The organism is Bartonella schoenbuchensis R1 (genome assembly GCF_002022685.1).
In the GTDB taxonomy this organism is placed as follows: Bacteria; Pseudomonadota; Alphaproteobacteria; order Rhizobiales; family Rhizobiaceae; genus Bartonella; species Bartonella schoenbuchensis.
The window spans coordinates 820,417-842,542 of the sequence record NZ_CP019789.1 but is presented as its reverse complement, the minus strand read 5'-3'; the positions used below and the strand labels follow the sequence as shown (position 1 = coordinate 842,542).

General features: G+C 37.2%; 18 protein-coding genes, 2 tRNA genes and 2 pseudogenes. 2 read left to right on the top strand and 20 right to left on the bottom strand.

Annotated elements, in window-relative coordinates; translation table 11 throughout:
• Nucleotides 1-9: 9 nt before the first annotated feature.
• The 18 genes and pseudogenes from proS to BscR1v2_RS03535 form a co-directional block, all read right to left on the bottom strand.
• Nucleotides 10-1,335, bottom strand: a complete 1,326-nt coding sequence (gene proS / locus BscR1v2_RS03620; protein WP_078690312.1) for a proline--tRNA ligase — start codon at nucleotides 1,333-1,335, stop codon at nucleotides 10-12.
• 244 nt (nucleotides 1,336-1,579) lie between these two features.
• Nucleotides 1,580-3,255: pseudogene (locus BscR1v2_RS03615) on the bottom strand (ribonuclease J).
• A 52-nt stretch (nucleotides 3,256-3,307) separates the two neighbouring features.
• On the bottom strand, nucleotides 3,308-4,105 hold the full coding sequence (locus BscR1v2_RS03610) for a biotin--[acetyl-CoA-carboxylase] ligase (RefSeq protein ID WP_078689771.1): 798 nt from the start codon (nucleotides 4,103-4,105) through the stop codon (nucleotides 3,308-3,310).
• A gap of 5 nt (nucleotides 4,106-4,110) precedes the next feature.
• Nucleotides 4,111-5,565, bottom strand: a complete 1,455-nt coding sequence (nuoN, locus tag BscR1v2_RS03605) for an NADH-quinone oxidoreductase subunit NuoN (RefSeq protein WP_078689770.1) — start codon at nucleotides 5,563-5,565, stop codon at nucleotides 4,111-4,113.
• A 17-nt stretch (nucleotides 5,566-5,582) separates the two neighbouring features.
• Nucleotides 5,583-7,052 carry an NADH-quinone oxidoreductase subunit M gene (locus BscR1v2_RS03600; RefSeq protein ID WP_078689769.1) on the bottom strand — a complete coding sequence of 490 codons (1,470 nt, stop codon included), beginning with the start codon at nucleotides 7,050-7,052 and terminating at the stop codon, nucleotides 5,583-5,585.
• The gene (gene nuoL / locus BscR1v2_RS03595) at nucleotides 7,052-9,016 is read right to left on the bottom strand and encodes an NADH-quinone oxidoreductase subunit L (RefSeq protein ID WP_078689768.1); all 1,965 of its coding nucleotides are present in this window, start codon (nucleotides 9,014-9,016) and stop codon (nucleotides 7,052-7,054) included. Before nuoL ends, BscR1v2_RS03600 begins: the two co-directional genes overlap by 1 nt.
• A 6-nt stretch (nucleotides 9,017-9,022) precedes the next feature.
• Nucleotides 9,023-9,331: an NADH-quinone oxidoreductase subunit NuoK gene (gene nuoK / locus BscR1v2_RS03590; protein ID WP_010703771.1), complete on the bottom strand. Its 309-nt coding sequence runs from the start codon at nucleotides 9,329-9,331 to the stop codon at nucleotides 9,023-9,025.
• A gap of 13 nt (nucleotides 9,332-9,344) precedes the next feature.
• Nucleotides 9,345-9,965 carry an NADH-quinone oxidoreductase subunit J gene (locus tag BscR1v2_RS03585; RefSeq protein WP_078689767.1) on the bottom strand — a complete coding sequence of 207 codons (621 nt, stop codon included), beginning with the start codon at nucleotides 9,963-9,965 and terminating at the stop codon, nucleotides 9,345-9,347.
• Between the two features lie 97 nt (nucleotides 9,966-10,062).
• Nucleotides 10,063-10,554 (bottom strand): NADH-quinone oxidoreductase subunit NuoI, encoded by a 492-nt coding sequence (nuoI, locus tag BscR1v2_RS03580; protein ID WP_010703769.1) that lies wholly within the window; start codon nucleotides 10,552-10,554, stop codon nucleotides 10,063-10,065.
• Nucleotides 10,555-10,571: 17 nt separating this feature from the next.
• Nucleotides 10,572-11,618 (bottom strand): NADH-quinone oxidoreductase subunit NuoH, encoded by a 1,047-nt coding sequence (nuoH, locus tag BscR1v2_RS03575; protein WP_078689766.1) that lies wholly within the window; start codon nucleotides 11,616-11,618, stop codon nucleotides 10,572-10,574.
• A gap of 23 nt (nucleotides 11,619-11,641) precedes the next feature.
• Nucleotides 11,642-13,711, bottom strand: coding sequence for an NADH-quinone oxidoreductase subunit NuoG (gene nuoG / locus BscR1v2_RS03570; RefSeq protein WP_078690311.1), 2,070 nt, complete (start codon nucleotides 13,709-13,711; stop codon nucleotides 11,642-11,644).
• A gap of 64 nt (nucleotides 13,712-13,775) precedes the next feature.
• Nucleotides 13,776-15,083 (bottom strand): NADH-quinone oxidoreductase subunit NuoF, encoded by a 1,308-nt coding sequence (gene nuoF, locus BscR1v2_RS03565; RefSeq protein WP_078689765.1) that lies wholly within the window; start codon nucleotides 15,081-15,083, stop codon nucleotides 13,776-13,778.
• 165 nt (nucleotides 15,084-15,248) lie between these two features.
• Nucleotides 15,249-15,902 (bottom strand): NADH-quinone oxidoreductase subunit NuoE, encoded by a 654-nt coding sequence (gene nuoE / locus BscR1v2_RS03560; RefSeq protein WP_078689764.1) that lies wholly within the window; start codon nucleotides 15,900-15,902, stop codon nucleotides 15,249-15,251.
• Entirely contained in the window at nucleotides 15,902-17,092 is a 1,191-nt protein-coding gene (locus tag BscR1v2_RS03555) for an NADH-quinone oxidoreductase subunit D (RefSeq protein WP_078689763.1), read from the bottom strand. Before BscR1v2_RS03555 ends, nuoE begins: the two co-directional genes overlap by 1 nt.
• 181 nt (nucleotides 17,093-17,273) lie before the next feature.
• Complete coding sequence (locus BscR1v2_RS03550) at nucleotides 17,274-17,882, bottom strand: NADH-quinone oxidoreductase subunit C (protein ID WP_078689762.1); 609 nt, start codon at nucleotides 17,880-17,882, stop codon at nucleotides 17,274-17,276.
• Between the two features lie 13 nt (nucleotides 17,883-17,895).
• Nucleotides 17,896-18,477: a NuoB/complex I 20 kDa subunit family protein gene (locus BscR1v2_RS03545; RefSeq protein WP_010703762.1), complete on the bottom strand. Its 582-nt coding sequence runs from the start codon at nucleotides 18,475-18,477 to the stop codon at nucleotides 17,896-17,898.
• Complete coding sequence (locus tag BscR1v2_RS03540) at nucleotides 18,468-18,833, bottom strand: NADH-quinone oxidoreductase subunit A (RefSeq protein WP_078664058.1); 366 nt, start codon at nucleotides 18,831-18,833, stop codon at nucleotides 18,468-18,470. The genes BscR1v2_RS03545 and BscR1v2_RS03540 overlap by 10 nt, the downstream gene beginning before the upstream one ends.
• 310 nt (nucleotides 18,834-19,143) lie before the next feature.
• Nucleotides 19,144-19,220 (bottom strand) — tRNA-Asp (locus tag BscR1v2_RS03535).
• A 193-nt stretch (nucleotides 19,221-19,413) separates the two neighbouring features.
• On the opposite strand from BscR1v2_RS03535, the gene BscR1v2_RS03530 reads away from it, so the two are divergent.
• A tRNA-Val gene (locus tag BscR1v2_RS03530) sits at nucleotides 19,414-19,489 on the top strand.
• Nucleotides 19,490-19,701: 212 nt separating this feature from the next.
• On the opposite strand, the gene BscR1v2_RS08215 is transcribed toward BscR1v2_RS03530, so the two are convergent.
• Nucleotides 19,702-19,872 (bottom strand): outer membrane protein, encoded by a 171-nt coding sequence (locus BscR1v2_RS08215; RefSeq protein ID WP_236829017.1) that lies wholly within the window; start codon nucleotides 19,870-19,872, stop codon nucleotides 19,702-19,704.
• Nucleotides 19,872-21,020: a porin family protein gene (locus BscR1v2_RS08210; RefSeq protein WP_236829016.1), complete on the bottom strand. Its 1,149-nt coding sequence runs from the start codon at nucleotides 21,018-21,020 to the stop codon at nucleotides 19,872-19,874. The genes BscR1v2_RS08215 and BscR1v2_RS08210 overlap by 1 nt, the downstream gene beginning before the upstream one ends.
• 653 nt (nucleotides 21,021-21,673) lie before the next feature.
• Between BscR1v2_RS08210 and BscR1v2_RS03520 the strand changes: the two are divergent.
• A pseudogene (locus BscR1v2_RS03520) lies at nucleotides 21,674-22,108 on the top strand (LemA family protein); the annotation flags it as partial.
• Nucleotides 22,109-22,126: the final 18 nt, after the last annotated feature.

Below are 22,126 nucleotides of genomic sequence, written 5' to 3'. Positions count from 1 at the left end.
ATTGCCCATCTAAGTTGTAGAAAGTCGGTTAAGTACTGATTCAATTGTTAGAGATTCTTTAGCACCTGTTTTTCTGTCTTTAATTTCAACCTCATTTTGCGCAGCACTTTTGGGCCCAACAATTATTTGTGTTGGTAAGCCGATCAAATCCATTATTGCAAATTTCACACCAGGGCGTTCATTTCTGTCATCTAACAATGGGTCAAAGCCAGCACGTATAAGTCCTTGATAAAGAGTTTCGCACATATGGTTACATTTTTTATCATCTGGTTTCATGTTGATAATACCAAAATCAAATGGTGCTATTGGTTTTGGCCAAATGATACCATTTTCATCATGAGAAGCTTCAATTGCTGCTGCAACAAGACGTGAGGGACCAATCCCATAGGATCCCATAAAAACCGGGTGTTCTTTTCCGTCTTTCCCCATCACTTTTGCTTCCATTGGTACAGAATATTTAGTGCCAAAGTAAAAAATATGCCCTACTTCAATGCCACGTGCTGAAAGCTGATTGGATTTAGGAATTTTACTCCACTCTTCCTCATTATGCATTTCCTCCGTTGCAGCATAAAAGGTTGTCCACTGTTTAACGATATCAGTTAAAACAGTTTTATCAGTAAAATCAATTGAAAAAAGTGGAGCATTAATATCAAGAAATTGTTTATCGCAGAATATAGCACTTTCACCTGTTTCAGCCAGAATAGTAAATTCATGGCTACGTTCGCCACCAATCGGGCCTGTATCAGCGCGCGTCGGGATTACTTTCAACCCCATGCGAGAAAAAGTACGTAAATAAGCAACAAACATACGATTATAGGATATTTTTGCACTTTCATAATCAAGATCGAAAGAATATGCGTCTTTCATTAAAAATTCTCGTGAACGCATCACACCAAAACGCGGACGGATCTCATCACGAAATTTCCATTGAATTTGATAAAGATTGAGAGGAAGATCCTTATAAGAACGAACATATGAACGAAAAATATCTGTTACTATTTCTTCATTAGTTGGGCCATAAAGCAAATCACGTTCTTGGCGATCTTTAATACGTAACATTTCAAAACCGTAATCGTCATAGCGACCACTTTCATGCCAAAGATCAACAGATTGAATCGTAGGCATTAATATTTCTAAAGCGCCAGCTTGTTTTTGTTCTTCACGAATAATCGTACAAACTTTATCAAGTACTTTTTTACCTAATGGCAACCAAGAATAAATCCCTGCTGTTTGTTGACGAATCATGCCTGCACGCAACATAAGTCGATGTGAAACAATTTCTGCTTCTTTAGGATTTTCTTTTAAAATAGGGATGAAATATTTAGAAAGACGCATTGAAATCATTAACTCCTAATTAAGCTCATCAAATTGGAGCAAGTTCAAATAATGTTATGCATTAATCATAGCTGTATTCTGAAAGCTTACAAATATAACAAACCAGTATGTTATAAAAGTTTTATTTGATATATTTTTTAGTTTACTTACCCTCAGTAAAGTGCAGATACATATTAGTAATAAAGCTAACCTAGTAATTCTTTTTTCTTAATTTAACTAAAAGAAATAATTATAAGAGCACTTTTTATTTTGAGCGATGTAGGAAAATTGTACAGACAGGTTTTTTCCCCAAATTTCATTAACAGTTGCTCTGACAGCCCGACGTGTTGCTTCTTGAATAAGTTCATTATCTTTTCTTTTAATCTGTGGAATATTATTAATAGTATTTTCTACAACAGTTAGAAGAATATCCTTTAATGATTTCCCTTTTCCATCGTTTTTAGGCAATCCAAATGCCGTAAAACCAATATCATCAAGTAAATCATGCTTACTATTCATGTGGAGAGAAATTGCAACATAACCAACATAACTTAATTTGCGACGTTCATTAATCCCTACTTCATCTTCACTACCAATCAAGTAACCATCTTTATAGATTTGACCAACAGGTACTTTCTCAACGATCTCTATTGGTTTGGGAGCAAGACGCAGCATATCGCCATTTCTAATTTCAGCAATAGTTTTGATATTAGCCTCACGCGCTAAAGCTGCTTGAGCCACAAGGTGTGCAGCCTCACCATGCACAGGAACAAGTATTTGCGGTTTTACCCAATCATACATTTGTAGAAGCTCTAAACGGCGGGGATGGCCTGAAACATGAACAAGAGCATCATTGTTTGTAATTACTTTAATTCCCTGATCAATGAAACGATTTTGTATCTCAAAAATAGCTTTTTCATTTCCCGGAATACTACGTGATGAATAAATAATTGTATCACCAGGAGAGAGTGCAATATTTCTCATTTCATTTCGTGAAAGCTTTGCTAAAGCAGAACACGGCTCACCTTGGCTTCCTGTTACTACCAAAACCATATTTTTTCGTGGAGTGTGACTATAATCATCTTCCGTTATAAACGGTGCTAAATTATTCAAATAACCAAGTTCTTGTGCCACACTAACACTACGTTTTATAGAACGCCCCACCAAAAGAACTTGGCGCCCAGCAGATTCTGCTGCAAGAGCAATTGAACGTATTCTACCAATATTCGATGAAAAAGTTGCAATAACAACGCGGCCTTCAGCTTTTAAAATGATTTCAGAAAGACTATCCCGAACTTGTTGTTCCGATGGCGATATACCATCTTGAAGGGCATTAGTGGAATCACATACTAATGCTAAAATACCTTTGTTTCCTAAAATCCGTAATCTTTTTTCATCTGTCACGGGTCCAAGTGAAGGTGTATGATCAATTTTCCAATCTCCAGTATGGATCACATTTCCTAAAGATGTTGTAATTGCCAAAGAAACAGCTTCTGGAATTGAATGATTGACAGCAATAGCTTCAATTGTAAATGGACCAATTTGAAAGCAATCACCAGCTTGAAAAATATTTAATGGAATTTTATGAAATTTAAAATTTGATCTCTTTTTACTTTCCAATAACCCCGCTGTAAAAGGACTGCAATAAAGCGGAACCTGAAGTTTTGGCCATAAATCAAGGACAGCACCATAGTGGTCTTCGTGAGCATGTGTCAAAACAAGACCACGCACATTATGTTTTTCATTTTCCAGAAAACGAATATCTGGTAAAATAAGATTTGCTCCTGGTAATTCAGGACCGGCAAAACTAACCCCCATATCGACAAGCAGCCATTCCCGGCAATCCTTTGGACCAAATCCATAAGCAGCCAAATTCATTCCTATTTCCCCTACCCCTCCCAAAGGCAGAAAAACCAATTCATTTTCATTGGTAGAAACCATAAATATCTCCTAAACTATTAAGATAATCTCATGGTGAAATAAAATTTATACGTTAATAATGATTTGTATTAACAGAAGCAGCTAAACCAAAATAAACATCTCCAGCGGTTATAATTGCTTTCTGACCGTCTTTTTGTTTGACAATGCAGTTGAAATCATGGTCAAGACCATCAAAAATACCTTCAGTAAGTTTTTCACCATTGATTATTTTGATAGGTTGTCCAAGATGAGCTGAATATAAAAGCCATTTCTTATGGATTATACTGCTCCCCTCCGACTGCTTCCAAAGAAGATAATTTTCAGCAAAACATTTTGTTAAAACCATAAATAATTCTTCTTTATCAATATCTAATCCAATATTCTTTATACTTGACGTTAAATATGGTGCATCTTTAAAATGATGTTTTACATTCACACCGATACCAATAACCAATGCATATTTTTGTGGGGTTAATGTAAACAGCTCAAGTAAGATTCCAGAGCTTTTAATCCCTTTAAGTAGAATATCATTTGGCCATTTTAAATTAACAATGCTATCTTTTTTATCTTTTATAAAGTGCCTTATAGCTTCTACTATACTTACTCCAGCAACAAAACTAAGTTGAGAAGCAGTTTGGCAAACAATATCGTCAATCAATAAAAGGCTAGAGTACAAATTCCCTTTCGGACTATACCATGTCCTACCTCTTCTAGCTCTTCCTTGCGTTTGTTTTTCCGCAACAATCCAAAGATAACCACGATGACCAGCATTTGCTTTTTGTTGTGCAATAAGATTTGTCGAATCTACACTTTCATACGATTCAAGAACATACCCTTGTTTTAAAGCAAAATCTGATAATGCATAAACCATGCTTATTAAAATAATGATATTGCTGCTTTTTCTGCAAATTCAGCAAACCAAATTCCAAAAAATACATAAAATAAAATAAATAATGTAGAAAGCCCAAGACAAAGCTTAAGTTCGCTTGATAAAACAATAAAACTATCTTTTGCAGCGTCAAACCACATAATTTTAATAATCCGTAAATAGTAAAAAGCACCAACAACAGAAGCAACCATGCCGATGACAGCAAGTGGAGTAAGACCTGCATGAACAGCTGCAGAAAATGTATACCATTTACCAAAAAAACCAGCCATAGGAGGTATACTTGCTAAAGAAAAAAGCTGTATCGTCATCGTAATAGCCATAAATGGATTAGTTTTTACCAATCCTGCAAGGTCATAAATATTTTTAACATTTCCGTCACTAGATCGCATTCCAAGAATAAATGCAAATGAACCAAGAGTCATGCCAAGATAAATGGTCATGTAAAGAATAACACCTTTTACCCCAAGCATACTTCCAGCAGCTAAACCAACAAGTGCATATCCCATATGACTGATGGATGAGTAAGCCATTAAACGCTTAATGTTACTTTGGCCAATTGCAGCAAATGCACCCAGTATCATTGACGCAATTGCCATAAAAATTAATATCTGCTGCCATGCAGGCATAGAACCATCAGAACCGCCTAATGGAATAAAGGTAACAACAATGATACGGATAATTAATGCCATTGCTGCAATTTTAGGAGCACAAGCAAAAAATGCTGTAATAGGTGTTGGTGCTCCTTCATAAACATCAGGTGTCCACATATGAAATGGAACTGCAGAAATTTTGAAAGCTAAACCAGCTAGAATAAAAACAATGCCTAAAATAACACCTAGCTGTAAAACTTCATTATTTAAAGCAAAAGCAATTTCGCGAAAACCAATTTGAGCAGTAAAACCATAAAGCAATGAAATACCATAAAGTAGAAACCCTGAAGACAATGCACCTAAAACAAAATATTTTATACCCGCTTCAGAAGATTTTACATTGTCGCGATTGATTGCAGCAAGAACATATAGAGCTAAAGATTGCAATTCTAATCCCATGTAAAGAGACAGCGTATTCCCAGCTGAAATCATTATCATCATACCCAAAGTCGCAAAAAGGACTAATACGGGAAACTCAAATATATCAAATTTCTGAGCACAAGCAAAACCAACAGACATAATGAGAGCAAAGAGTGCACCGACAAGAGTCAAAACTTTCATATAACGGCTAAAGGAATCAATAATGAGCGTGTTTGTATAGAAAACGCCATTTTGCGGAAAGACGACCATAATAATAATAGTTGCAACAAGTAGAGCAATTGCTAAACCAGTGATAGTTAAATATGAACGTGCACCGGAATAAACACCGATTAAAAGGAGCACCATGCCTCCCAGTGCCATCAAAATTTCTGGAAAAATTAATATTAATTGAGCTATTATATCAGTTTGCATGAGTATTTATTTCTTATTTAGTGCAGCTGGTTAATAAGGGTTTCTACTGTAAACGCCGTCGTTTTAAGAATCGGCATTGGATAGACACCAAAAAATATTGTAAGAACAACCATTGGATAAAGGATAATCTTTTCTCTTAGAGAGAGATCATGGAGCACTTTCAGACCCTCCTTATCTAAGGGGCCAAAAATCATACGTCGATAAAGATAAAGTGCATAAGCGGCAGATAATATAACACCAGTTGTAGCAAAAACTGCAACTAATTTATTAATTTGAAAGACACCTATTAAAGTTAAAAATTCACCCAAAAACCCTGAGCTTCCAGGTAAACCGACATTCGCCATAGTAAAGATTAAGAATACAACCGCATATTTGGGCATGTTATTTACTAAACCACCAAAAGCCGAAATTTCACGCGTGTGCAAGCGATCATATATAACTCCAACACAAAGAAACAAAGCGGCAGAAACAATCCCATGTGATAACATCTGATAAATAGCACCTTGAATACCTTGCTCGTTAATAGCAAAAATACCCATTGTTACGTAACCCATATGAGCTATTGACGAATAGGCAATAAGCTTTTTTATATCATTTTGAACAAGCGCAACTAGCGATGTATAAATAATTGCTACAAGCGATAACACAAAGACTAAAGGAGCAAAATCAGCTGAAGCGATGGGAAACATTGGTAAAGAAAAACGAAGAAAACCATAACCACCCAACTTGAGTAGCACTCCAGCCAAAATAACAGAGCCTGCTGTTGGCGCTTCTACGTGTGCATCAGGTAACCATGTGTGGACTGGCCACATTGGCATTTTAACTGCAAAAGAGGCAAAAAACGCAAGCCATAACCACATTTGCATATGTGTAGAAAATTGATAGGTCAATAAAGTCGGTATATCAAGTGTTCCCGCTTCCCAATACATAGCCATAATAGCAACTAACATGAGTACTGAACCAAGCAAAGTATATAGGAAAAACTTCATACTTGCATAAACACGGCGCGCCCCACCCCAAACACCAATAATAATAAACATTGGAATGAGACTACCTTCAAAAAAAACATAAAACAGCATTGCGTCAAGGGCACAGAAAACTCCAATGATTGCAACTTCAAGGAGAAGAAAAGCAATCATATAAGCTTTTAATCTGTCTTTAATATTCTCCCAACTTGCCAAAATGCAGAATGGCAATAAAAAAGCTGAAAGGACGACAAAAAGGATAGAAATGCCATCAACACCCATATGATAGCTAATGCCACCACCTAACCAATCGAATTTCTCGACCATTTGGAAATCAGAATTTGTGTTATCAAACTTTACCCAAATAATTAAAGAAATAACAAACACAAAGACAGATGTAAAAAATGCTACATTGCGTATATTATGCTTTTCAGCTTCGGTGTTATCTTTGATCAATAAAATCAAAAACACACCAACAAGCGGTAAAAATGTAACTGTAGAAAGAATAGGCCAGTCGGTCATCAATTTAAACTCCCGATCATTATCCACGTGATTAGCGCTGTGACACCAATAAGCATCGCGAACGCATAGTGATAAAGATAACCTGTCTGCAGTCGAATGATTTTGTTTGTAATATCAACAATACGTGCAGCAATACCATTCGGTCCCAAGCCATCAATAATTTTACCATCACCTATTTTCCAAAGAAAGCAACCAATTCTTAAAGCAGGACGGACAAACAAAAGGTCATAAAGTTCATCAAAATACCACTTATTGTAAAGAAAACGGTAGAATGCAGGCATAAATTCGGAAAGCTTTTTAGGAAGTGACGGAACAAAAATATAGAACAGGCAAGCCAAAGCAAACCCAAAAACCATTGCTGTAAATGGTGACCATTTTACCCAATTTAGCACATTGTGTGCTTCATGAAGAATATGGTTGTGGTTGCTTGTAAACAATGCACCTTTCCAAAAAGTATCATACAAATCACCAAAAAAATAAGGCTGAAAAACCATACCTGCAAACAATGCCCCAACAGACAAAATAAACAGAGGAATCAACATAACCGGAGGCGATTCATGAACATGATGCATAACATCAACAGTTGCACGTGGCTTACCATGAAATGTCATAAATATAAGCCGCCATGAATAAAAACTCGTTAGTAAAGCAGACAAAACAAGAAGCCAAAAAGCGTATTCCGAGACAACACTATGTGACGCAAAAGCAGATTCTATAATTGCATCCTTTGAGAAAAAACCAGCTGTACCAAAAAGTGTACCAGGTATTCCAACACCTGTTAATGAAATAGTTCCTATAATCATCATCCAATAAGTTGCTTTTATATGTTTACGCAGCCCCCCCATCTTTCGCATATCTTGCTCATCAGATACTGCGTGAATTACAGAGCCTGCACCGAGAAACAGTAAAGCTTTAAAAAAAGCATGTGTAAAGAGATGGAAAACAGCTGCTCCGTAAGCCCCAACACCTAAAGCAACAAACATATAACCAAGCTGTGAACATGTTGAATAAGCAATAACGCGCTTGATATCATTTTGTACAAGCCCCACAGTTGCCGCAAAAAATGCAGTCATCGTTCCAACAATAATAATCACAGTGGAAGCTGTTGAAGAAAGTTCAAAAATTGGTGACATACGTGCAACCATAAAAACGCCAGCGGTCACCATTGTTGCTGCGTGAATGAGAGCAGATACAGGCGTTGGCCCTTCCATTGCATCAGGAAGCCATGTATGTAGTAGAAATTGTGCTGATTTCCCCATGGCACCGATAAATAAAAGAAGACATGTTACAGTAATTGCTGTTTGTCCATCAAGTTGCCAACCTAAAAATGTTATATTTTCTACAAAACTACTGTCTGCAGTCTTTGCAAAAATATATGCAAAATTAACTGACTGAAACAAAACAAAAATACTAAAAATACCTAGAAGAAAACCAAAATCACCAACACGGTTAACTACAAAAGCTTTCATCGCTGCTTTATTAGCAGAAGCTCGCTGAAACCAAAAGCCAATGAGTAAATAAGATGCAAGCCCAACACCTTCCCAGCCAAAAAACATTTGGATTAAATTATCAGCTGTCACCAGCATAAGCATCATAAATGTGAATAAAGAAAGATAGGCAAAAAACCGAGACCTTGAAAGATCGTGATGCATATAACCAATTGAATAAATATGCACTAATGCTGAAACACTGTTAACTACAACAAGCATGACGGCTGTCAATGTATCAATATACAAGGCCCAATCAAAAACTAAATTACCAACAGTTACCCAGTGCAAAACCGGAACACTAACCGCTGAAGCATGACCAATAGCAATATTAAAAAAAGCCATCCATGATAATGCAGCAACAATTATCATGAAACTAGACGTCACAATTTCACTTGCACGAGCCCCTATAGTTTTTCCGCCAACAGCAGCAATTAAAAAACCCAAAAGCGGCAGAAAGACAATTGCATAATACATTACTTATCAGCCTTTCATCACATTAACATCTTCAACTGCGATAGAACCGCGGTTACGGAAAAAAACAACAAGAATTGCTAGACCAATTGCTGCTTCAGCGGCTGCGACTGTCAAGATAAATAAAGCAAATATTTGACCAACTAGATCATGAAGAAATGCTGAAAACGCAATAAAATTAAGGTTGACTGAAAGTAATATAAGCTCAATTGACATAAGAATAATAATCACATTCTTCCTATTTAGAAAAATACCAAAAATGCCAATTGTAAACATTATCGCAGAAACAGTGAGATAATGAGAAATGTCAATATGCATAGTCGTTTCCCCGCTAAATACCCTTACCTGATTCAACTTGTTTGATTTCAATTGCACTTTTTGCTGTTCTAGCAACCTGCACTGCAATTGATTGTCGTTTGACACCAGACTTATGACGGAGCGTTAAAACAATAGCACCAATCATTGCAACTAATAAAATCATTCCAGCAATTTGGAAATAGAAAATATAATCTGTATAAAGAATATCCCCTAATGCTTGCGTATTGGTTCGCTGCGCTAAATCTGGCATCGGTTGCGTAACATAAGATCTTAAAACAGGAGAAAAGTGGCTGCTAATAAAAACAGAAATCAATTCTACAACAATAACAACACCAATAAAGGCACCAACAGGAATATATCGAAGCACTCCACTTTTCAATTCAGCAAAGTCCACATCAAGCATCATAACCACAAATAAAAATAAAACTGCTACAGCACCAACATAAACGACAAGTAAAATAAGCCCTAAAAATTCAGCTCCTAAAAGCACAAACAAAGCCGCTGCATTAAAAAATGCCAAGATTAAAAACAACACCGAATGCACTGGATTACGTGCAGCAACAACAGTAACTGCACTCACGAGCATGATAAAAGAAAATATATAGAAAAATACCGCTGCTGAACCTGTTAGCATAGGATTTCCTTCGATTAATAACTACTAATTAGCATAAAATTCATACCCAGCTATAATTTGCCAGATAGAATCATCCGACTACTTATTGACGATACACCTAACGATAAGGTGCATCCATCAATATATTACGAGCAATTTCTCTCTCCCAACGATCTCCATTACTTAAAAGCTTTTCTTTATCATAATAAAGTTCTTCACGCATTTCTGTTGCAAACTCAAAATTTGGCCCCTCCACAATAGCATCAACTGGACAAGCTTCCTGACAAAAACCACAGTAAATACACTTAACCATATCAATATCGTAACGAATAGTTCTACGTGTACCATCATTGCATCGTGGTCCTGCTTCAATTGTAATAGCTTGCGCAGGACAAATTGCCTCACATAATTTACATGCAATACACCGTTCTTCACCATTTGGATAACGACGCAAAGCATGCTCACCACGAAAACGTGGAGAAACAAAACCCTTTTCATAAGGGTAATTGATTGTAGGTTTTGGCGAAAAAAACTGACGCATCGCTAGAAAAAAAGCACTTATAAATTCTAATAAAAGCAGTGATTTTGCCGCTTGAATAAGACCTGACATACGAAACACCCCCCTCTTTAAGCAAAACTAATACATTTTAAGACAGCAGCAGTTATCACAACCATTGCCAATGAAATAGGAAGAAATACCTTCCAACCAAGCCGCATTAACTGGTCATAACGATAACGCGGTACAAATGCTTTAACCATAGCAAAACCAAAAAATACAAAACAAACCTTTAAAACAAACCAAATGACGCCTGGAACCCAATTAAGCCACCAAACATCCAAAGGGGGCAACCAACCACCTAAAAACAAGATGGTTGTTAATGCGCACATTAAAACAATAGCAACATATTCACCAAGAAAAAAAAGCATATAAGGAGTTGAAGAATACTCAACCATGTGACCAGCAACAAGCTCAGATTCTGCTTCAACTAAATCAAAAGGAGGACGATTTGTTTCAGCAAGTGCAGAAATAAAAAATATAATAAACATTGGAAAAAGCACTAACCAATTCCAATCTAGAAAACTGTTAAAAGGTAGACCAAGATTCATTCCAAGCCCCCTACTTTGTTCACGAACGATTGTTGCAAGATCTAATGAACCACTTACCAAGATAACAGTTACAAGAACAAATCCAATTGAAACCTCATAAGAAACCATTTGCGCTGCTGAACGAAGAGCTCCCAAGAAAGGATATTTTGAATTTGATGCCCACCCCCCCATGATAACACCATAAACCTCAAGAGATGAAATAGCTAAGATATAAAGCAAACCAACATTAATACTAGCAATTTCCCAATTCTCATTAACAGGCACAACAGCCCAAGTTGATAACGCAAGCATAGCAGAAACAAAAGGAGCCAAAAGAAAAACACCTTTATTGGCACCAGCAGGGATAATAGGTTCTTTAACCGCAAATTTAATTAAATCTGCAAAAGATTGAAATAACCCCCATGGACCAACAACATTCGGTCCCCGCCGCAATTGCACAGCGGCCCAAATTTTTCTATCTGCATAAAGAAGATAAGCAATTAAAACTAAAAGAACAACCAAAAGGAGAAGTATCTTACCCACTATAATCAGTAGTGGTAATAGCCCGGTCATAAAGAAATCATACATAATATTCCTTTTCCCTTCTGTTCTTACTCTACAGATCCAGCAGCGTGATTCTTTGCAAGAGCTGAACATTCAGCCATAACTGCAGAAGCACGTGCTATTGGATTTGTTAAATAGAAGTCCTTAATTATAGAAGCGAATGTTTGCTTACTTAGAACAATTAATTGTGAACCGAGTGCTTTGAGATCATTTATACATGCAGGCGCTATATCATCAATTGCGCAAAGATGTGGAAAATCACTGAATAAATTCTGCCTTAATTGAGATAAAGAATCAAAAGGAAGCTTTTTTCCTAAAACATCAGATAAAGCGCGCAAAATTGCCCAATCTTCCTTTGCTTCACCCGGAGCAAAACCGGCTCGATTCGTCATTTGAACACGACCTTCTGTATTAACGTAAAGCCCTGATTTTTCAGTATAAGCTGATGCTGGCAAAATTACATCAGCAGCATGCGCACCATTATCACCATGACTACCAATATAAATTGTAAAAGCCTTTTTATGGGTTAATTCTACTTCATCTGCACCAAGTAAAAATAAAACTTCACAGGTCTTAACAATATTTTCAGTTCCAATCTTAGAAACAAAACCAATATCTAATCCCCCAACAGTCGAAGCAGCATTATGAAGCACACCAAATCCATTCCACTCTTTATTAAGAGCACCAACAACATCAGATAATTTTGCGAGATTTTTTAAAACAGACAACCCCTCTTTACCTGAAACAGCAGCTTCACCAATAAGAATAAGTGGACGTTTAGCTTTTTTCAGAACATCAAAAAACGCATTCTTTCCACTAATGAGTGCATTCAACACTTCAGTACCGGCCCCAAGATAAGAATATGGATAACGCAAATCAACTTGTTCTCCAATTAATGCAATTGGAAATTGCCCCATCCGTTGACGTTTTAAAATACGCGCATTTAAAACAGCAGCTTCAGTACGTGGATTAGACCCCACAATGAGCAATGCATCAGCTTGCTCAATACCTACAATAGTTGGATTAAAAATATAACTTGAGCGCCCTAACTCAGGTGACAAAGCCATACCTCTTTGACGACAATCAAATACCTTTGACCCTAGTGAAGTGAGCAATACTTTAAGCGCATACATTTCTTCAACAGATGCTAGATCTCCTGCAATTGCACCAATTTTTTCTGCTGATGTCTTAGATACTGCCGCCTTAATACTCGCAAAAGCTTCTGACCAACTTGCAGGCTGAAGTTTTCCATTTTTGCGAACATATGGTTTATCAAGTCGCTGAGTGCGCAGCCCATCCCAAATAAAACGCGTCTTATCAGAAATCCACTCCTCATTTACGTTCTGATTCGTACGTGGTATTATTCGCATAACCTCACGCCCCCGACTGTCAATACGAATGGCACTACCAAGTGCATCCATCACATCAATTGATTCCGTCTTAGTTAATTCCCATGGACGCGCATGAAATGCATAAGGTTTTGAGGTTAAAGCACCTACCGGACAAAGATCAATAACATTCCCCTGTAATTCAGATGTCATTGCTTTTTCAAGATAGGTTGTAATTTCAGCATCTTCACCACGACCAATTAAACCAAGCTCTGAAACACCTGCAACTTCTGTCGTAAAACGAACACAACGGGTACAATGAATACACCGTGTCATAACAGTTTTCACAAGTGGACCGATATATTTATCTTCTACAGCACGCTTGTTTTCCGTATAACGAGAACAATCACGACCATAAAACATTGCTTGATCTTGAAGATCACATTCACCACCTTGATCACATACAGGACAATCTAGCGGATGATTAATAAGGAGAAACTCCATAACACCTTCACGTGCTTTTTTAACCATCTCTGTATTGGTAAATATCTCAGGTATTTCACCATTGGGGCCCAACCGTAAATCGCGAACCCCCATCGCACAAGAAGCTTGAGGTTTTGGAGGAGCACCTTTGACCTCAACCAAGCACATGCGACAATTTCCAGCAATTGACAAACTTTCATGAAAACAAAAACGTGGCACTTCAGCACCAGCAGCTTCAGCGGCTTGAAGCAATGTATAGTAGTCAGGAACTTCAATCTCTTTACCATCAACTTTGATACTTATCATCATTAATCCAGTCCGCAGATAATTTACCTAAACTCACATTTTATTATTCATCAGAATAAAATTTTTACTCTACTACTTCCAAAGCAACATTTCTGCTTTGAACCACGTTTCGCGTATAATCATCAATTCTTTGCTCAATCTCTGAGCGAAAATTGCGTATTAATCCTTGCACAGGCCACGCTGCAGCATCACCAAGCGCACAAATAGTGTGCCCTTCAACCTGTTTAGAAACTTCAAACAAAAGGTCAATCTCACGTTTTTGAGCTCTTCCTTCAACCATGCGCTCTAAAAGACGCATCATCCAACCAGTACCCTCACGACACGGTGTACACTGCCCACAACTTTCATGCTTGAAAAAAGCCGCTATACGCCAAATTGCCTTGATAATATCCGTTGATTTATCCATAACAATCACACCACCTGTACCAAAAGAAGACCCCACATCACGCATTCCATCAAAATCCATGACTGCGTCTATCATATCTTCACCCCGAACGACTGGACAAGAAGCTCCACCTGGAATAACCGCTAAAAGATTATTCCACCCACCACGAATACCCCCTGTGTGTTTTTCAATTAATTCACGAAAAGAAACACCTAGAGCTTCTTCAAATGTACAAGGGGCATTGACATGACCAGAAATCATAAACAATTTTGTTCCAACATTGTTTGAACGACCGATTGATGAAAACCATGAAGCACCCCGACGCAAAATTGTTGGAATAACTGCAATGGATTCCACATTATTAACTATTGTCGGACAACCATAAACCCCCATATTAGCAGGAAACGGCGGTTTAAGCCGAGGCTGCCCTTTTTTTCCTTCAAGACTTTCTAAAAGAGCTGTTTCCTCACCACAAATGTACGCTCCAGCACCATGATGAATAATAATATCGCAAACATGCCCACATTTGGTCTTCTTACCAAGCAAACCAGCATCATAACATTCATCAATCGCAGCTTGAAGCGCTTCACGCTCACGAATATATTCACCACGGATATAAATAAAAGCAACATTTGCACCTATTGCAAAAGTAGCAATAACACATCCTTCAATTAAAGTATGAGGATCATGGCGCAAAATGTCACGATCTTTACACGTTCCAGGTTCCGATTCATCTGCATTCACGACTAAATAATGTGGTCGACCATCACTTTGCTTTGGCATAAAAGACCACTTCATACCAGTAGGAAAACCAGCACCACCACGACCACGCAAACCTGACTTTTTTACCTCATCAACAATCCAGTCACGGCCTTTTTCGACAATCGCCTTGGTACCATCCCAATGCCCACGCAGCATAGCGCCTTTTAATGATTTATCCTTTAAACCATAAATATTAGTGAAAATGCGATCTTTATCAGTTAGCATACCCCACCTTTTTCCCTAACATCGAATATGTTCTCAACATTTTCCTAAATCCAATAATTTTTCAGTATTTTTAAAAGATTTGTTACTTCTACTAAAATATTTCCAAATAAACAAACAATAAACACTCTATTAATGAAGTGTTATTTACTCTGTTTTTATTTTTTATTATTTTTTTCTTGAAAGTTTTGATGATTTTTTCTTCCCCTCATTTTCATCAATTAAAGAAGTTAAACCATTTATAGGTTCCGATGATTTACGACCATTTTGAGGCCCTACAGCTATATCAGAATTTTTTCCCGCCTCAAATGCATCTATAATTTCTTCAAGACGTTCTGCTGTAAGATCTTCATAAGTATCTTTAAAAATCATAACCATTGGAGCATTAACACAAGCACCAAGACACTCTACCTCTTCCCATGACAAAGTTCCATCTTTGTTAGTAATAAAAGGTTCAGAATGAATTTTCTTTTGGCAAACTTTAATTAACTCACCAGAACCACGTAACATACAAGGAGTAGTACCACAAACTTGAATATGCGCTTTTGTTCCAACCGGCTTAAGTTGAAACTGAGTATAGAAAGTAGCAATTTCTAAAACGCGGATATAAGCCATTGAAAGCATTTGAGCAACATACTCGATTGCAGCACGTGTCACCCAACCTTCTTGCTCTTGAGCACGCATTAAGAGGGGAATTACAGCTGACTGCTCACGCCCTACAGGGTATTTTGCTATAGTATTTTGCGCCCACACTTGATTTTCTTTTGTAAAAGAAAATTCTAATGGTTGGTGAGCATCATCTGCAAGACGACGTACAGACATTAGCGATCAACCTCCCCAAAAACAATATCAATTGAACCTAAAATAGCTGTTGCATCTGCAAGCATATGACCTCGAGTCAAAAAATCCATAGCTTGAAGATGAGCAAAACCAGGAGCACGCAATTTAACCCGATAAGGCTTATTTGTTCCATCAGAAACAAGATAAACACCAAATTCACCCTTTGGAGCTTCTACAGCAACATAAACTTCGCCAGGAGGAGTATGAAACCCTTCTGTGTAAAGTTTAAAATGGTGAATAAGCGCCTCCATTGAATTTTTCATTTCATTACGTTTTGGAGGAACGATTTTATGATCTAAATTTGAAACCGGTCCATTTCTTTCAGTACTAAGCAAGCGATTCACACATTGACGCATAATTTTTGCTGATTGACGCATTTCTTCCATACGAATGAGATAACGGTCATAACAGTCACTATTTTTGCCGACTGGAATATCAAATTCCATTTCATCATAACATTCATAAGGTTGGCTTTTACGCAAATCCCACGGTACACCGGCACCGCGAATCATTACCCCAGAAAAACCACGCGCCCAAGCCTCATCACTACTTACCACTCCAATATCTACATTTCGCTGTTTAAAAATTCGATTTGGCGTTATAAGCGCATCAAGCTTACCAAGAGCAACAAGAAATGGATCAATAAAATTACCAATATCTTCAATTAAAGATTCCGGCAAATCTCTATGTACACCACCAGGACGAAAATAATTAGCATGAAGCCGCGCACCGCATGCACGTTCATAAAAAATCATCAAACGTTCACGCTGCTCAAACCCCCAAAGTGGTGGTGTTAAAGCACCAACATCCATTGCTTGCGTTGTCACATTAAGTAAATGATTAAGAATACGTCCGATTTCAGAAAATAGAACACGGATCAACTGTCCTCGTTTAGGAACCTCAATACCCAACAATTTTTCAACAGCAAGCACAAAAGCATGCTCTTGATTCATAGGAGCAACATAATCCAAACGATCCAAATAAGGGCACGCCTGAAGGTACGTTTTTGTCTCCATCAACTTTTCAGTACCACGGTGCAATAACCCAATATGCGGATCTACACGTTCAACAACTTCACCGTCTAATTCAAGGACCATACGCAAAACACCATGCGCCGCAGGATGTTGAGGACCAAAATTAATATTAAAGTTTCGGACATTGACCTCAGCCACAATCAACCCCTTGCTTTTTCACAACACGCTCCCAATTGAACGCCAATAAAATTTTGCTTACCATATCGTAAAACACAAGATAACGACTTACTACATGCAAACATTTACACCCTCCCTACTAAAAAGTATTCAATCATCTAAAAATCTGCCTGTTTCAGTGTTATTCTTGTCAGTCCTAATATCATTTTTCGTCGTTTATCTCTTCATCACCCGGCAAAATATATTCAGCACCTTCCCAGGGTGAAAGAAAATCAAAATTACGCATTTCCTGCCGCAAAACAACAGGTTCATAGATTACTCGCTTAACTTCATTATCATAACGGCATTCCACGAACCCCGTCACCGGAAAATCTTTACGTAAAGGATGCCCTTCAAACCCGTAATCAGTCAGAATACGCCTCAAATCTGGATGACCAGAAAATAAAATACCATACATATCGTACGTTTCACGTTCATACCACTCTGCCCCAGGATAAACTGAGCACGCAGAAGGAATCGGCACATTTTCATCAGTCCGCACCTTAACACGTAAGCGTAAATTATGACGAGGAGACAATAATTGATAAGAGACATCAAAGCGTTTGTCTCGAGAAGGATAATCAACACCGCTAATATCCGTGATATTAACAAACTGACAGCGAGAATCATCACGCACAAACATTAAGACATCAGTAATTGCATCAAGACGTGACACAATCGTCAATTCGCCAAACGCAAGAACACTTTCTTCCAATTTATCCCCTAATTGATTCTTCAAATAGGCAGAAAGCTCATTTAATGATTCAAACATCACCCTAAAGCCTTTATCGCTCTATAGATCCAGTACGACGGATTTTCTTCTGCAACAACAATATACCGTAAAGCAATGCTTCTGCTGTAGGAGGACACCCTGGAACATAAATATCTACCGGTACTATACGATCACACCCACGCACAACTGAATAAGAATAGTGATAATAGCCACCACCATTTGCACACGACCCCATAGAGATCACATAACGCGGCTCAGGCATTTGATCATAAACTTTACGTAAAGCAGGCGCCATTTTATTGGTTAAAGTACCAGCAACCACCATCACATCTGATTGACGAGGTGAAGCGCGCGGTGCATATCCAAAACGCTCATTATCATAATGAGGCATTGAGCACTGCATCATTTCAACAGCACAACAAGCCAAACCAAAACTCATCCACATCAATGAGCCAGTACGCGCCCAAGTTATCAAAGCATCTGCTGAGGTTACTAAAAAACCCTTATCAGACAATTCAGCATTTATATCATGAAAAAATTTATCATGAGAACTTACCAATTCACCAGCACTCAGCCCCGCCACTTCTTTCGACTTTGGAGTTATAACTGTTGGATTATTTAATATTAATCCCATTCAAGAGCCCCCTTTTTCCACTCATATATAAATCCAATCGTCAAAATTGCTAAAAACATCATCATTGACCAAAAACCCAACATACCTATTGAGCCAAACGAAACAGCCCAAGGAAAAAGAAAAGCAATTTCAAGATCAAAAATAATAAACAAAATTGAAACCAAATAAAACCGAATATCAAATTTCATGCGAGCGTCATCAAAAGAGTTAAACCCGCACTCATAAGCTGATAATTTTTCCGGATCGGGGGCACGATAAGCCACAATATAAGGTGTAATTAAAAGAGCTCCCGCAATAACTGCTGAAACAATAATAAAAATCAACACTGGTAAATAAGAACTCAACAAATGAGTCATCATCTTCTTCCGCTTTAATAAAGTGCCTGAAGTAACGTAATTATTTGATATTGTCTAGATAAGCACATAAATTATCATAATTGTCCCGCTACTCCCGCTCGTACAGCTTCAAAAGGCATGCCGTGCAATTTTTTCTTATTGATATAGGTACAGCAGTGCGAAAAAAGACGCAAGCCCTATTCTGAGAAACTATACAAATAAAGGAAAAAAATTGAGATATTAAAAAGAATTTTATAGCCAACACTAAATTTAGCACTTTGCAAATGAAATGTGTACACTACAAAAGCAAATTAGGAAAGACACTATAAAATGGCGCGAGTGACGGGGCTCGAACCCGCGACCTCCGGCGTGACAGGCCAGCACTCTAACCAACTGAGCTACACCCGCGCACTTCTTTCGAACCAATTGTTTAGCTGGTGTAAGAGGTTCATTCGTTTCTGTCAAGCATTCTTAATGCGTTTTTTTCAAAAAAAGTAAAAATTTAACATCCTTAAAAAATATCAAATAAAAATATCTTTTATTCTTGCGTTTAAATAAAATTTTCCTTAAAAAGCTCTCATTCAATGACAAATCATTGATTGGGCGATTAGCTCAGCTGGTAGAGCGCCTCGTTTACACCGAGGATGTCGGGAGTTCGAGTCTCTCATTGCCCACCATATATTTTATTAGCATATATCCTATTGATTCCATTATCATTTTTAAGGTTAAGAATGAAATAATAAGGTTAGGAGATAGGATTTTTTAGCTTTCTTTCGTTGTATAACTATAACTATTCCCCTCCCCTAATCCAGGAAACCATAAACAACGGGTAAAAATAAAAGCTCTACCGTAGATAGAGCTTTTAAAATGATTTAAAGTCCTAAATAAATTAGAATTTATAAGCAACACCAACCCGGAAATCATTGGTTTGGTAATCAAGTTCTAATTTATCCTTAGCAAATTTCTGTTTACCAAAATCTGAGTAGCGATATTCTGCACGTAAAATGACATTGTCAGCCATCGCAAAATCAACACCACCACCAAGAGTATAACCTACCATTATTTTTTATCTGATAAGCTAGAAGAACTTATTTCGTGACCTTCCGTCTCAATTGATCGTGAAAAGATATTTTGAAGCTGTGCATAAGCAACACCGCCAGCGATATAAGGCACAATACGATCAACTGCAAAACCTATACGTACTCGCGTAGCGCCAGACCACTTTTGTTTTAAAGTGTTACTATAAACTTTAGTCACTTCCGCTATTTCGTCTACTTCCTCCGTTTCCCTTATATAGCGCCTTGCAGACAAAGCTGATCTATTACTATGTGGATATCCTGAAACTGAAGGTCTGGCTTCTGATCCTCGCTGTTGTGCCACTTGTTGTTGTGAAACCTGTTCCTGCGCTGCTGAAGAACTATCTGCCTGTGTTGCTCCAGAGCTTTGAGATCCAGCTTCAGATGTAGAACGTTGTTGAACCTGCGTTAATTGAAATGATTGGCTAAATGATGAACTCTCATTATTTGCCCGTTTTGTTCTCCTAATAGTACTCCTCTCCACCCGTCCTGAAGATGAGTATCCATGCTCTGCACTGCTTGCACTAGATGCGTGATATCCTTGAGATGGTGAATGATTCATGCTTTCCAACCTCGACGCAGATGCATATTCATATAATTGACGCCTTTCACTTTCTGTGTCTGGTCCTTCTTCTATTTCCTCTACCTCTTCTATTTCTTCTAACTCTAATTCTTCAAATTTTCTTTTAGCAACAATTTTTGTATCCTGTTTATTGGACCAAACGATATCTGTATCAACGCCTAGAATGAAACTATTCCCTAAATCAACATTGGCTCCTGCATAAAGACCTCCCATGAAACCGGAAAGTTGAGGCACTGTATCTTTCTCAACCGGTGTCCATTCTCTCGTACTGGGACCTTTTTTAGCATATAAACTGATCCCTGTTTTACCTGAAAAGCCACCAATCTGCCCTCCAAGATAAAAACCATTCCAAGAAAAAGTAGGTGCAGAAATAACTGGTGGAATATCAGAATTAGGACTCATTTCAACAGGTGGTGAAATTTGCTTTGATGCTTGAGGAGGTGAGACAACGGGCCTCGACTCTCGAGGTACCATAATATCTGCTGCTTGTGCTACAGAAGCTGTAAATAGAGTGATAATGGATGTGCTGATTAAACATTTTGTGTTCATGAGTTACTCCGAAGATAATGTTGAGAACCACATAATGATACATTATCCCCATTACATAATCTTTTCAAAAAGAGCTATAATAAAAATGACACAATCATCAAAAATAAATTCTACAGAACTTTAAATAGTGAACTTGCTTATAACTCAGGAAATTGTGGGTGAGGAAAAATTTTATCACAGTTTTCAAAAATGCTAACAACAAAACGATTTTTATACCAAAAACTAAACTATAATTTTTGCTATAATTAGCTTTTGTATTGGCTTTCTTATACAAATTTATATCAATAATTTCATACTATATAACAACAATTCATCATAATAATAATACAATGTGTTTTATATGATTTTAGTAATAAAATGCATTGCGAATAGAATTCGTTATCTTATTTTTCAAACTGGATTATGAAATTATTCATTTTAAAAATTGCAACTGTACTAATATGGCCAGAATAAATGCTACCATATAAATCTATGAAATAACGAGTGTAAAAATTATGTTATGTATTGGTGATTCATTCAACCGATTGCAATGCGTAATGAGACCCAAATAAACTATTTCATAAATATAAATCAGCTGCAAAATTTTAAATACTTTTCTTAAATGAAATATACTTTATATAACATAGTTTGCAAAATAGTTTTGGGGATATTTTATGCCAGATATACTAAATTCACCTGCTTATTCTGTGACAAAAATGTTAAGATGTTTTTCAAGTACCATTGTATTAACATTTTTAAGTGATTGTGGATTTAATACAATATCAACAAATCAAGGAAAAGCATATGCGGCATGGAGTAATGTTCTCAATCAATATCAGTGCCGTGCGGATCTCATCCCTAATTTTGTAGAAACTGTCAAAACTTATACATCCCATAAGCAAACTGTTCTTACTGGCGTTATTCAAGTGTGTGCAACCATTAACACTGATACCCACAAATTATGCTAACAATATCTCAATAACCAAGCTAATTTGTTGAATACACTTTCACGTCTTATGGCTGTTGTTGAAAACTGTCCTGATCTCAAAGCGAATCAAAATTTTCTTGCTCTTCAATCGCAATTAGAAGAAACTGAAAATCCAATTTCTTCTCTTAATAAGTTAATG